General features: G+C 40.1%; 13 protein-coding genes. 6 read left to right on the top strand and 7 right to left on the bottom strand.

Translation table 11 applies throughout. The features are described 5' to 3' along the window. Positions 1–4 precede the first annotated feature (4 nt). The 3 genes from HEMROJRC1_RS05790 to HEMROJRC1_RS05780 are packed head-to-tail and all read left to right on the top strand — an operon-like array spanning position 5 to position 3416. Complete coding sequence (locus HEMROJRC1_RS05790) at positions 5–259, top strand: oxaloacetate decarboxylase subunit gamma (protein WP_226692046.1); 255 nt, start codon at positions 5–7, stop codon at positions 257–259. An 18-nt stretch (positions 260–277) separates the two neighbouring features. After that, positions 278–2098, top strand: a complete 1821-nt coding sequence (gene oadA / locus HEMROJRC1_RS05785) for a sodium-extruding oxaloacetate decarboxylase subunit alpha (protein ID WP_226692045.1) — start codon at positions 278–280, stop codon at positions 2096–2098. 16 nt (positions 2099–2114) lie between these two features. Continuing rightward, positions 2115–3416, top strand: a complete 1302-nt coding sequence (locus HEMROJRC1_RS05780; protein WP_226692044.1) for a sodium ion-translocating decarboxylase subunit beta — start codon at positions 2115–2117, stop codon at positions 3414–3416. A gap of 257 nt (positions 3417–3673) precedes the next feature. Here the strand turns inward: HEMROJRC1_RS05780 and HEMROJRC1_RS05775 are convergent, their stop codons facing one another. Genes HEMROJRC1_RS05775 through HEMROJRC1_RS05745 form a run of 7 tightly spaced genes read right to left on the bottom strand, consistent with a single transcriptional unit; the run spans position 3674 to position 9988 of the window. Further along, positions 3674–4309: a bifunctional 4-hydroxy-2-oxoglutarate aldolase/2-dehydro-3-deoxy-phosphogluconate aldolase gene (locus tag HEMROJRC1_RS05775; protein WP_226692043.1), complete on the bottom strand. Its 636-nt coding sequence runs from the start codon at positions 4307–4309 to the stop codon at positions 3674–3676. A gap of 30 nt (positions 4310–4339) precedes the next feature. Next, positions 4340–5185, bottom strand: a complete 846-nt coding sequence (locus HEMROJRC1_RS05770) for an SDR family oxidoreductase (protein WP_226692940.1) — start codon at positions 5183–5185, stop codon at positions 4340–4342. Positions 5186–5195: 10 nt separating this feature from the next. Continuing rightward, the gene (locus HEMROJRC1_RS05765) at positions 5196–6134 is read right to left on the bottom strand and encodes a sugar kinase (RefSeq protein ID WP_226692042.1); all 939 of its coding nucleotides are present in this window, start codon (positions 6132–6134) and stop codon (positions 5196–5198) included. 14 nt (positions 6135–6148) lie between these two features. Continuing rightward, positions 6149–7420, bottom strand: a complete 1272-nt coding sequence (locus tag HEMROJRC1_RS05760) for a TRAP transporter large permease (RefSeq protein ID WP_226692041.1) — start codon at positions 7418–7420, stop codon at positions 6149–6151. Between the two features lies 1 nt (position 7421). Next, a complete protein-coding gene (locus HEMROJRC1_RS05755; RefSeq protein WP_226692040.1) occupies positions 7422–7898 on the bottom strand; it encodes a TRAP transporter small permease in 477 nt (158 codons plus the stop codon). Between the two features lie 49 nt (positions 7899–7947). After that, positions 7948–8934 carry a TRAP transporter substrate-binding protein gene (locus tag HEMROJRC1_RS05750; protein ID WP_226692039.1) on the bottom strand — a complete coding sequence of 329 codons (987 nt, stop codon included), beginning with the start codon at positions 8932–8934 and terminating at the stop codon, positions 7948–7950. 25 nt (positions 8935–8959) lie between these two features. Beyond that, on the bottom strand, positions 8960–9988 hold the full coding sequence (locus HEMROJRC1_RS05745) for a zinc-binding dehydrogenase (protein ID WP_226692038.1): 1029 nt from the start codon (positions 9986–9988) through the stop codon (positions 8960–8962). 166 nt (positions 9989–10154) lie between these two features. Between HEMROJRC1_RS05745 and HEMROJRC1_RS05740 the strand changes: the two genes are divergently transcribed. The 3 genes from HEMROJRC1_RS05740 to HEMROJRC1_RS05730 all read left to right on the top strand — a co-directional run bounded on the left by HEMROJRC1_RS05740 (position 10155) and on the right by HEMROJRC1_RS05730 (position 13728). Then, the gene (locus HEMROJRC1_RS05740; protein WP_226692037.1) at positions 10155–10901 is read left to right on the top strand and encodes an FCD domain-containing protein; all 747 of its coding nucleotides are present in this window, start codon (positions 10155–10157) and stop codon (positions 10899–10901) included. A 29-nt stretch (positions 10902–10930) separates the two neighbouring features. Next, positions 10931–12112, top strand: a complete 1182-nt coding sequence (uxuA, locus tag HEMROJRC1_RS05735) for a mannonate dehydratase (protein ID WP_226692036.1) — start codon at positions 10931–10933, stop codon at positions 12110–12112. A gap of 122 nt (positions 12113–12234) precedes the next feature. Further along, on the top strand, positions 12235–13728 hold the full coding sequence (locus HEMROJRC1_RS05730; protein WP_226692035.1) for a PTS transporter subunit EIIC: 1494 nt from the start codon (positions 12235–12237) through the stop codon (positions 13726–13728). Positions 13729–13843 lie beyond the last annotated feature (115 nt).

Raw genomic sequence — 13843 nt, 5'->3', positions numbered from 1 at the left:
GATAATGACAGGTTCCGAACTTATGCTGGAAGGAATTAATTTGATGTTTGCAGGAATGGGCTTTGTAATATTGTTTCTGTTCCTACTCATTTACGCTGTTGGTTTTTCTTCAAAACTGATTAATCGTTATTTTCCCGAGTCGGTAACAACGCCGCCCTCCTCTCCGGATTCTTCTACAGAAAAAGATAATCTTGAACAATTGCGACCGGTTATCGTTGCCGCAATTGCCCATCACCGCCGTCAACAGGGCTTAAAATAGCCATAGAAAGAGGTATTTATGACTACTCAACATAAAAAAATTGCAATCACAGATGTCGTGTTACGCGATGCCCATCAATCGCTTTTTGCCACTCGTATGCGGCTTGAAGATATGTTGCCGATTGCTGCCGAATTAGATGATATCGGTTATTGGTCATTAGAAGCTTGGGGAGGCGCAACCTTTGATAGTTGTATCCGTTTTTTAGGCGAAGACCCTTGGGTTCGCTTGCGTGAATTGAAAAAAGCCTTACCAAAAACCCCATTGCAAATGTTATTACGCGGACAAAATTTATTAGGCTATCGTCATTATGCCGATGATGTGGTGGATCGTTTCGTTGAACGTGCCGTTGCAAACGGAATGAGCGTCTTCCGCGTATTTGATGCGATGAACGATCCCCGTAATATGCAGCAAGCCTTAAAAGCCGTTCGCAAACAAGGCGGTCATGCGCAAGGTACATTGAGTTATACCACCAGCCCGGTTCACACCTTAGAAACTTGGTTGAACACCACCGAGCAATTATTAGAAATCGGTATTGATTCTCTTGTGATTAAAGATATGTCGGGTATTTTAACGCCGATGGCGGCTTACGAATTAGTGAGTGAAATAAAAAAACGTTACGATGTTCGCTTGCATTTACACTGCCATGCCACCACAGGTATGGCGGAAATGGCGTTGTTAAAAGGGGTGGAAGCAGGGCTTGACGGCATTGATACCTCCATATCATCAATGAGCGGCACTTACGGACACCCAGCTACCGAGGCACTCGTTGCGACCTTACAAGGCACAGGTTACGATACAGGTTTAGATGTTCTGAAAATTGAGAAAATCGCGGCTTATTTCCGTGAAGTTCGTAAAAAATATGCGAAATTTGAAGGTCAATTAAGAGGTTCTGATAGCCGTATTTTGGTGGCGCAAGTGCCGGGCGGAATGTTAACTAATTTGGAAAGCCAATTAAAACAGCAAAATGCCTCCGATAAGTTAGATTTAGTATTGCAAGAAATTCCAAAAGTACGTGAAGATTTGGGCTATATTCCATTAGTTACCCCAACCTCTCAAATTGTGGGAACGCAAGCGGTGATTAATGTATTAATGGGTGAACGCTATAAAACCATTGCCAAAGAAACCGCAGGAATTTTAAAAGGCGAATATGGACGCACTCCGGCTCCGGTAAATAATGCTTTGCAGGCACGGGTACTGGATGGCGCACAGCCGATTACGGATCGCCCTGCGGATCATCTTGCACCGGAAATGGATAAACTCATTGCAGAAGTAAAACAATTAGCACAAGAAAAAGGCATTAAACTTGCTGAAAATGAAATTGATGACGTATTAATTGTTGCTTTGTTCCCACAAGTAGGTTTGAAATTCTTAGAAAATCGCGGTAATCCGTCTGCCTTTGAACCTGCTCCGACAGCCGAAACCCTGTCAGACAAAACCACGGAAAAACCGACCGCACTTTCTACGGCAAAATCCTCCGAACCGGCGGTTTATACCGTTGAATTAGAAGGCAAAGCCTTTGTGGTGAAAGTAAGCGAGGGTGGAGAGGTAACCAATATCGCCCCTACAACCGTTCCAACGCCGGCACCTGCTCCGACAACACCGGTTTCAGCACCTACATCAAGCACGGGTACACCGATAACCGCTCCAATGTCAGGAAATATTTGGAAAGTTGTCGCCACTGAAGGACAAACTGTCGCAGAAGGGGATGTATTGCTCATTCTTGAAGCAATGAAAATGGAAACCGAAATTCGTGCAGCCCAAGGCGGTACTGTGCGTGGTATTTCCGTCAAAACCGGAGATAGCGTTACTGTAGGCGATACCTTAATGACCATCGCATAAATCATAGGCGGTAAATATGGACAGCATTTTTGCATTATTTAAAGGAATGGGCATTATGCACCTAGAATGGGGGCAAGCCGTAATGATCGGCGTGAGCCTGCTTCTCCTTTGGCTTGCTATCGCCCGAAAATTTGAGCCGCTGCTATTATTGCCAATCGGTTTTGGCGGACTGTTATCCAATATTCCCGAAGCAGGAATTGCAATGAGCGCATTAGATAACCTTCTCCATTCAGGCACGGCGCAGCAGCTTTCATTGGTCGCAGCAAACCTAAATACCACTGCCGATCCCGCTGCAATAAAAGTTGCGCTTAATAGTGCGTTACCTTCTCAAATCGCCGCACTTGAAACCTTAGCCGGTGATTTAGGATACAGTGCCGGTATTCTTGCACTCTTCTATAAAGTAGCTATCGGCTATGGCGTTGCGCCGCTTGTCATTTTTATGGGAGTGGGCGCAATGACGGACTTTGGTCCGCTTCTCGCCAATCCAAGAACGCTGTTACTCGGTGCGGCAGCGCAATTCGGTATTTTCACCACTGTGTTAGGCGCATTAGCATTAAACTGGCTTGGTATTATTACGTTTACGCTTCCGCAGGCTGCGGCAATCGGTATTATAGGTGGTGCGGACGGACCAACCGCGATTTATCTCACCAGTAAACTCGCCCCTGAATTATTAGGTGCAATTGCAGTAGCCGCCTATTCCTATATGGCTTTAGTACCGTTGATTCAACCACCGATTATGAAAGCCTTAACGACAGAAGAAGAACGCAAAATTCGTATGGTTCAACTTCGTCATGTCAGCAATCGTGAGAAAGTGTTGTTCCCAATTATCTTGCTGTTATTAGTCGCTTTATTACTACCTGATGCAGCGCCGCTACTGGGAATGTTCTGCTTTGGTAATTTAATGCGGGTAAGCGGTGTGGTGGAACGCTTAAGCGATACCACACAAAATGCCTTAATCAATATCACCACTATCGTACTTGGTTTGTCGGTCGGCGCAAAATTGGTCGCAGATAAATTCCTTCAACCGCAAACTTTAGGCATTTTATTGCTCGGCGTGATAGCTTTCGGAATCGGTACGGCAAGCGGCATATTAATGGCGAAATTGATGAACAAATTCAGCAAAAACAAAATTAATCCGCTTATCGGCTCTGCCGGTGTATCCGCCGTACCAATGGCTGCGCGGGTATCAAATAAAGTCGGTTTAGAAGCGGATCACCAAAACTTTTTACTGATGCACGCAATGGGGCCGAACGTGGCGGGAGTAATCGGTTCTGCCATTGCAGCAGGGGTAATGCTGAAATATATTGCCGGAATGTGATGATTAAGATCGGTATTATGCATCACTTGCACAAAAGGCTGTTTTTAATTCAGATGTAGGGTGCGTTAGGCTTGCCGTAACGCACCAATAGAGGGTTTGGTGATGAAATGGTGCGTTACGCCTTTGGCTAACGCACCCTACTCCCGATAAATATCGGAGATAAAATTCTCTTTGTGCGACTGATACATAATACCGATTAAGATAAAAAGTGCGGTCAAATTCGACCGCACTTTTCACATCTGCTGCAATTAATAAAACTAAGAATGAATGAGTTGCACCGCCTCAGCCACCAATCGTCCAATTTCTTGCCAATTTTGTGCCTCAATCAGTTTTTTATCGACAAACCAAGATCCACCGCAAGCGACAACATTAGGAATGGCAAGGTAGTCTTTGAGATTTTGGGTAGAAATGCCCCCTGTCGGCATAATTTGCAAGTTACCGTAAGGGCCTAGTAAGGCTTTAATCATTTTTACCCCACCACTGGCTTCGGCAGGGAAAAATTTCACCGCTGAAATCCCCATTTCTAAGGCAGCTTCAATCGACATCGGGTTGTTCACCCCCGGAATAACAGGTAAACCTAAATCTTGGCAAAGTTGTACAATTTTTGGATTAAAACCCGGTGTTACAATTGCATCCGCCCCCGCATTTTTGGCGGCAACCACTTGTTCTGCGGTTAATACCGTTCCCGCTAAAATGAAAATATCCGGTTGGTTTTGGCGTAATAGGCGAATTGCTTCCTCTGCTGCTTCAGAACGGAAGGTAATTTCTGCCACAGGTAAACCGTTTTGGGAAAGGGTTTCCATCAAAGGTAAAATATCCCGAGCGTTATCTAACGCAATGACAGGAATAATTTTAAGTAAACGAAGTTTTTCAATAAGTTGCTCGGTTGTCATATTTTGTTCCTCATATTCGTTTTATGGCATTTACACACCGCTATAAGCAGAAAATCCGCCGTCAATCGGCAATACTACTCCATTTACAAAGCTAGCGTAACGCTCGTCCATCAAAAATAAAATGCCACCGACCAATTCTTCTGCCTCCCCAAAACGCCCCATTGGCGTGTTGGTTAAGATTTTATTGGCACGAGCGGTTGGCTTGCCTTCTTGATCAAATAACAATCCTCGATTTTGATTGCTCACCAAAAAGCCCGGTGCGATGGCGTTGCAACGAATACCCACGTGGGAAAAATGCACCGCAAGCCATTGCGTAAAATTACTAATCGCCGCTTTTGCCCCAGAATAAGCCGGGATTTTTGTTAGCGGCGTAAAGGCATTCATACTCGAGATATTGATAATATTTGCTCCCGTTTTGCCAACCATGTCCTTAGCAAACACTTGGGTTGGCAACAGCGTGCCTAAATAATTGAGATTAAAGACAAATTCAACGCCCGCCTTGTCTAATTCAAAGAAAGATTTCGTCTTTTCGGGTAAATCAAATTCGTGAAATTCGTTATCTGTCGTGGCTTTTGGACTGTTACCCCCCGCACCATTAATCAAAATATCACAGCTGCCAAAATCCGCTAAAATCGCCTCTCGACTGGCTTGAATACTGGCAAGTTCCAACACATTGGTCTGATAAGCTTTGGCAATGCCGCCTTCAGCGATAATTTCATCGGCAAATTTAACCGCACTTTCAAGATGAATATCGAGCAAGGCAATTTTCGCCCCCGTTTTAGCCAGTTGTTTTGCGAGAAATCCGCATAACACACCTCCAGCGCCTGTTATCACAATGGTTTTATCTTTAAATGAATGATTTTGAGCAATATTCATCATTGCCTCCTTAATTGAATTGAGTTAAAAAATGCGGTGTTGCCGAGCGTGAAATAATCGCCCCTTTATGTTGAATTACCACGGCGGCGAGCTGATTACCCTGTTGGCAACAGGTCGTAAAATCTTTGTCTTGCAAATAACCGTTGAGAAAACCGGCATTAAAGGCATCGCCGGCCGAAGTAGTATCCACCACCTTTTTCACCTCGCAAGCGGTTACTTTTCCACTATTTTTTGCGACATCACTGAAAATCGCCCCGTCTTTACCCACTTTCACTACGCTATTTTTTACGCCTAATTGAGTTAATCGCTCAATCGTGGCTTGCGGTGTGGCATCTTTCCAAAGGGCTTGTTCATCATCAAAGGTAACTAATGCTAAATCCACATAGGGCAAAAGTGCGCTGTAAATTTGGCGAGTTTCCTCCGCACTTTGCCATAGAGAAGGGCGATAATTCGTATCAAAGGCGATTTTTACCCCTTTTTGAGCAAGACCGATTAATTGGTTTACCAATTTTAAACGGTCATTTTCGGGCAAAATCGCCAATGAAATGCCACTTAAATAAATCATCTCCATTTGTGCTAATGCAGAGAGAACCTTTGAATAATCAATATGTTGCAGTAAATAACGAGCCGCCGATTGATTACGCCAATATAAAAAGGTACGTTCGCCTTGTTTATCCAGCTGAATTAAATATAAACCCGGCTGGCGAGTGCTATCTTGCAAAACAAAATCGGTATGAATATGATCTTGCCGCCAAGCACTTAGCATTCCTTCACTTAATTGATCCGTACCGAGAGCAGACACATAATGCACTTGAATTTGCTTATTGGACACACGAGCCAAATAGGTTGCTGTGTTTAAGGTATCACCGCCATAAGTCTGCACCATCGAACCAAACGGCTCACCGCTTAACTCAATCATACATTCCCCAATCATCGCTATTTTTTTCATTGGGTTTCCTTACATTAAGACAGCCAGTTCATTGGCACAATTACAACATCAGGGAAAAATACCATTAAGAATAGAATGGCAAAATATACGAGTAAGAAAGGTAAAATTCCTTTAGAAATTTGTCCGATACCTAATTTAGAAATGCCAGACCCTACATAGAGTACTGTACCAACAGGCGGTGTAATTAAACCAATAGATAAATTAATTACCATCATAATGCCAAAGTAAGCAGGATCGATATGATATGCTCTCAGAATTGGTAATAATACAGGAACAAAAATTAATACTGCGGGGATTAAATCCATAACGCACCCAACCAGCAAGAAAAATACCATTAAGATCAACATTAAAACTGTTGGACTATCGGTGATCCCTTTAATTACATCAACCAATTCTGCTGGAATTTGAGCAACGGTAATTGCAAAAGCAGAAATCATAGCTGCTGCAGCAACAAACATTACCATTGATGTCGTTTTGATTGTATTGATAAAAACTTCTTGAACTGTATTCCAAGTTAGTCCTCTATATAAAATACTCACAATTGCCGCATAAATAGCAGCTACAACACCAGCTTCAGTTGGAGTAAAAATACCACCACGTAATCCTACAATAATAATCACGGGTAATAAAAGTGGCCAAAATGCTTGTTTAAATGCACACCAACGTTGTTTTCCTGTTTGTTTTTCTTCAATAGTTAACTTTTCCTTACGATATAAAAGCTTCCACATAAACCACAATCCAACGACCATTAATAATCCGGGAACTGTTCCTCCCATAAATAATTTTGTGATCGATGCACCGGCAGTAATGCCATAAACAATCATCGGAATACTTGGAGGAATGACGACAGAAATAATCCCAGCTGAGCAAAGCAATCCTGTTGAACGTGCGGAATCATATTTTTTTGCAACCATCATCGGAATTAAAATTGCACCAAGTGCCGCTGTATCTGCTACCGCCGAACCAGAAAGTCCAGCAAAAATTAAACCTGAGATAATCGCTACATAACCTAGCCCTCCTTTAATATGTCCAACCATACTCATCGCAAAATTGATAATTCGTTCGGAAATACCACCATGTTTCATTATCTCGCCCGTTAGCATAAAAAATGGTATAGCCATTAATGGAAAATTGTTTGTACCCATTACAAAGTTTTCTGTAATCAATTGAGTATCAAACATATCCAGTTGAAAAAGCATAAAACTAGCACTAAGCAACATAGACAGTGCAACAGGTACACCAAGAAAGAGTAGTAAGAATAAACTTCCTAAAAATAACCACAACATTTTACGCTCCTTTCGAAAAACTATATTTTATATGTTTAATTAAACTAACCATTACAATCCCAAAATAAGAAAGTGAGGAGATAATTGCTGCAATGTATAAAAATGCTGATGATATGCCTGTTGCTGGCATTTTTTGATAGAAAGTCAATAACATCAATTGATAAGCACCGATAGTAATAAAAGACATGGCAAGTAGAATGAGCAAATCAGAAATAATTAGGCAAGCTAGTTGGAGCTTATGGGGAAGTGTAGAAATTAAAATATCAACAGTTAAATGCCCTTTCTCTTTTGCTACTAATACAATGCCAAGAAAAATCATGTATACAAAACAAATTCTCGCCAATTCTTCTGACCACGCAATACCTGAATCAAAAAAATAGCGTAATAATGCATTAAAGAACACCAGACTAACCATTAAAAGTAATGCAATAATTGCCAGTATCTTTAATGTATTATCTAAATAGTGATCTATTTTCATATATTCTCCTTAATACTATGCCACCTAGAAGCAGCATAGTATTTAATAATTACTTAGCTGCATTAATTTTTTCGATTAAATCTTTAGACCAATCATATTTTTGGTAGAAATTGTCATACAATTCTTTAGATGCATTTAACATTTCTACTTTAAATTGAGTATCGGGAATGATGACTTCTTTTCCATTTTCTGAGAAGAATTTTTTTACATTTTGCTCTGCCTCAATCGCCAGTTCCCACTCTTTTTCTTGATAGAGTTTTGCTGCTTCTTCAAAGATCGATTGATCTTCTTTTGACATTTTATTCCACGTTTTTAAACTAATTTGTAATAGACCTGGTGAAAAAATATGGTTAGTTTCAATAACGTATTTCTGTACTTCATATAAACCGGAATCTTTAATTAGTGAATATGGATTTTCTTGCCCATCAATTACTTTCTGTTCCAAAGCGGTAAAGACTTCACTGAGTGGCATGCTCTGTGGATTAATATGCATTGCTTTTGCCCAATCAACAAACAAAGAATTAAGTGGAACACGTAAACGCAACCCTTTGAAATCATCGAATTTCTCTAATTTTTTATTAGATGAAATTACGCGAAAACCATTCATTCCATAAGCCAGCAACTTAATACCGTAATTCTGCATTTTATCGCCTACTTCTTGTGCTATTGGCGACTCTAATACTTTTTTTGCTTCTTGATTATCTTTAAATAAATACGGCCACTCCCATACACCAAAGATCGGATCAACATTTTGTAATAACAACCCTGTAATTCCTGCTTCAATCGTACCGTTACGTAATCCATTCACAATTTGATCTTCACCACCTAACTGATTATTTGGATAAATGCGAATTTCATAACGACCATTCGTTTTTTCTTCAATAGTTTTCTTGAAGTACTCTTTTAACGCAATATTAGACGGATGCGTATCAGCATTATAATGACCTAATTTAATAATAGTTTTTGCCATAGCCATACCACTAAATAAAATTGATGTGGCCAAACCAAATTGGACAATAAATTTTAGTGTTTTCATAAAAACTCCTTATTGGTGAATTAAGTTAGAAAATAGCATTAATTTTCAGAAACTGCTCAGGATTTTCAGATTGCTTCCTAATAAACTCAGGTAACTGCTCAAATTTAATTATTTTACTAATAATATGATTAGGATTAATTTTCCCATTGGATAATAATTCAAGAGCTTCTTTAAACTCTCCTTTACTAGTTCTAGAACCATAAATATTTAATTCCTTAAAAGTAATCAAATTAGTTGGTAATGGAGTTTCTGCTTTCGGCCAACCAGTCAAAGCAACCCTACCGGCGAAAGATGTATATTTAAGTGTATTTTTGACCGCACTATTTGCTCCTGATGCTTCAATGACTACCTCTGACATACGTCCGTTAGTAATTTCTTTGATAGCTTCAATATCATTCTGCTTAGTAGGATTAATAATATATGGAATACCAATCTTGAGGGCATAATCCAAACGCTCATCTAAGATATCGACTAAAATTGGTGTAGCTCCATAAGCTTGTGCTACTAGTGCAGCCATTAAACCAATAGCTCCTGCACCTATAATCGTGACAAATTCCCCTACCTTAACTTTTGTACGGTGAATAGCATGTAAAGAAATAGTAAGGGGTTCTGCTAACACTAATTGTTCAATTGGTAGATTACCTGGTACTTTGGTAATCAAATGAGCGGGGTGAGTTATGATCTCTTGCATGCCTCCATCAATATGTACACCCAATACTTTTAAATTTTCACAGCAATTTGTTCGACCTATAGAGCAAGGATAGCAGTTATTACAATAAACATAAGGTTCAATGACAACACGATCTCCCACATTAATATCTTTAGGCATACCAATTCCACTTTCAATAACAATACCTATTAGCTCGTGCCCCAATATTCTAGGGTAGGTGACTAATGGATTTGTACCACGATACGCCCCAATATCGGATCCACAAATACCCATTGATTCTATTTTTATCAATACTTCATCCCTATTTTTTGTAGGATAAGGAACTTGTTTAATTTCTACTTTTTTCGGTTCTTGTAAACAGACCGAGCGGATTGAATGGCTCATATATTCTCCTATACAGTTTTAAATAATCGACACTTTAATCTCTATACGTTATCATTCTAGAACAACAAAAAGCATATTGGTATACCAAAATTTCATTTTTGAGATATAGATCACAAAACTTGCAAACTGGTATTCCAATTCTGTTTAAAAATATGGATAATGAATAATGTTACATAGAACTTATATCAAAATTGGCAATCAGCTTAAAAAAGATATTGAACAAAATATCTACAAAGTGGGAGATAGATTACCCACAGAGCGAGAGATCTCCGAGAAATTAGGGGTAAGTAGAACCATAGTTCGTGAAGCAATGGTAATGCTTGAAGTAGAGCAATTAGTAGAAGTAAAAAAAGGCTCAGGAGTGTATGTCAAAAATACACCACAGAATTTGAAATACCAATTTCAAGAAAAAAATTTACCAGATGTAGGTCCATTTGAGCTACTACAAGCTCGCCAACTATTGGAAAGTAGTATTGTAGAGTTTGCTGCTAAACAAGCGAATAAAAGAGATATTTCTCGTTTAAAAGAGATTCTAGAAAAAGAAAAAGTTTTATTAGAAAAAGATTTAGATGATTATACAGCAGATGAAGAGTTTCATTTAGCTATTGCGGAAATCACTCAAAATGATGTGTTAATCAAACTACAGCAACAACTTTGGCAATATCGTTTTAATAACCCGATGTGGAATCAGTTACACTCACGAATTTTGCAAAAAGATTTACATCATCTGTGGATTGAAGATCATGAAAACATTTTAGTTGCAATCCAAAAGAAAAGCCCATCATTAGCAAAAAAAGCAATGTGGCAACATCTTGAAAATGTCAAAGTAAAATTATTTGAACTTTCAGATGTAGAAGATCCTGAATTTGATGGATACCTATTCAATGTTAATCCAGTTGCAGTAGGTATCTAAGTACTTACTATATAACTAGGAGAAAAACAATGGAACAAACGTGGCGTTGGTATGGACCGAAAGATCCGGTGTCTTTGTCTGATGTGCGTCAAGCAGGGGCAACAGGTATCGTTAGCGCACTTCATCATATCCCAAACGGGCAAGTGTGGTCGGTGGAAGAGATAGAAGAACGTAAAGCGGTGATTGAGCAGGCAGGCTTAGTGTGGTCTGTAGTAGAAAGTGTGCCGGTACACGAAGAAATCAAAACACAGACGGGTAATTTTCAAACTTGGATTGATAATTACAAACAAACCCTACGCAATTTGGCAAAGTGCGGTATAAAAACCGTCTGTTATAACTTTATGCCTGTATTGGATTGGACGAGAACCGATCTGGCTTTTGAGATGCCCGATGGATCTAAAGCGCTGCGTTTTGATCATATTGCTTTTGCGGCATTTGAATTGCATATTTTAAAACGCCCAAATGCCGAACAAAGTTATACGGAAGATGAACGCCTTCAAGCTCAAGCTTATTTTGATAAAATGACCGAAGCCGACATTGAGCAACTCACTCGTAATATTATTGCAGGATTACCGGGGGCGGAAGAGGGCTATACATTAGCCGAATTTCAAGCACAATTAGACCGCTATCAAGACATCACACCTGATAAATTCCGTGAACATTTGGCTTATTTTTTAAATGAGATTATTCCTGTTGCTCAAGAAGTCGGCATTAAAATGGCGGTTCATCCTGACGATCCGCCTCGTCCGATTTTAGGTTTACCTCGCATTGTTTCCACGATTGAAGATATGCGCTGGTATGTAAAAACACAACCACTTCCTGCAAATGGATTTACATTTTGCACAGGTTCTTATGGGGTTAGGGCTGACAATGATTTAATTGCAATGGCTACGGAATTTGCTGATCGAATTTATTTTGCTCACTTACGTTCGACCCAACGGGAAGAAAATCCGCTTAGTTTCCACGAAGCCGATCATTTAGCGGGTGATGTGGATATGTTCGGTGTAGTGAAAGCCATTCTTACCGAAGAATATCAGCGCAGATCCAATGGCGATATGAAAGAAATCCCAATGCGCCCTGACCACGGCCACCAAATGCTGGACGACCTCCACAAAAAAACCAACCCGGGTTATTCGGCTATTGGTCGCTTGAAAGGCTTAGCTGAATTCCGCGGGTTAGAGTTGGCGATTAAACGTGTTTATTTTGAATAAAAACTTCAATTATTAAAACTTTTACGAGATCTATTTCACAAAAATAAAAAGATCTCGTTTTTTATTTCAAATTTATCCCGTAAACTTCCTTAGAGTAAAAAAATAAGATCTAGAGGAGAATTATGTTTAAACAACTTCAACAAATTGGTAAAGCCTTTATGCTGCCCATTGCCATTTTACCTGCAGCAGGTTTATTGCTGGGTATTGGAGGGGCACTTTCCAATCAGGCAACAATCTCTGCCTACCCCATGCTAAATCCCCCTATTTTGCAAGGTGTTTTTCAAATTATGTCGGCGGCAGGTGCGATAGTATTCAGCAATTTATCCTTATTTCTCTGCATTGGATTAGGAATCGGGCTTGCTAAACGTGATAAAGGCGTTGCGGCTTTAGCTGCAGTAGTCGGCTATCTCATTATGACCGGCACAATTGCTGCATTAATTCCGCTTTTTTCACCGGAAACGAAAAGCATTGATACCGGCGTGATTGGTTCTCTCGTTATGGGGCTTATCACCGTAAAACTACATAATCGTTATCACAATATTCAATTACCCCAAATTCTCGGCTTTTTTGGCGGTTCGCGTTTCGTGCCTATCGTGACAGCATTTACTGCGATCTTTGTTGGATTTATCTTCTTTTTAATTTGGCCGACTTTTCAAAATTGGCTTGTCAGTGCCGGTGAAAATATTGCCAAAATGGGAGAGATCGGGACGTTTTTCTATGGTTTTTTAATGAGATTAAGTGGTGCAGTCGGATTACACCATATGATTTATCCGCTATTTTGGTACACGGAACTTGGCGGCACAGAAGTCGTAAACGGGGAACTGATTGTCGGCGCACAAAAAATCTTTTTTGCTCAACTTGCCGATCCCGCTCATCAAGGGCTCTTTACCGAAGGAACACGCTTTTTTGCCGGACGTTTTGACACCATGATGTTCGGTCTTCCGGCGGCGTGTTTAGCAATGTATCATTGCGTACCGAAAAAACGCCGTGCTAAACTAGGCGGATTATTTTTAGGGGCTGCTTTAACCTCCTTTATTACCGGAATTACCGAGCCGATCGAATTTATGTTCTTATTTGTTGCACCTTGGCTTTATGTCTTCCACGCATTTTTAGACGGCGTGTCTTTTTATATTGCCGACTTACTGAATATTTCTATCGGTAATACGTTCTCAGGTGGGTTTATCGATTTTCTACTATTCGGGATTTTACAAGGCAATGAAAACACCCATTGGGTTAGGGCCGTTATTGTGGGATTCGGCTGGGCATTACTGTATTATTTCTCGTTCCGTTTTTTCATTACCAAATTTAATGTGATGACACCGGGACGGGCAGAAGAAACGGAAGAAACCGGCGAACTACAAACTTCCTCTTTAACGGAAAATTCGCATAAAATCATTGAATACTTAGGCGGTGCCGATAACATTGAAAATGTCGATGCCTGTATCACGCGTTTACGTGTTGCGGTGAAAAATGTCAGCGCAGTAAACAAACCCCAACTCAAAGCTCTTGGCGCTATTGAAGTGCTAGAAGTCGGCGGTGGCGTACAGGCTATCTTCGGTGCAAAAGCCGTACTGTATAAAAGCGAAATTAACCAAATTTTGGGGAAAGAAGATTAAATTAACACCTCAAAATTTCTAAATAAAAAGCGTCTAACTTTAAAGATAATTTCAAAAAAGTTAGACGCTTTTAATTTGCCACTAAAAATACCTTCAAAAATGACCGCACTTTTAC

Source organism: Rodentibacter sp. JRC1, from assembly GCF_020521555.1.
Lineage (GTDB): Bacteria > Pseudomonadota > Gammaproteobacteria > Enterobacterales > Pasteurellaceae > Rodentibacter > Rodentibacter abscessus.
Note: the sequence above shows the minus strand (reverse complement) of the source record. Positions and strands in the feature narration are given on the sequence as shown.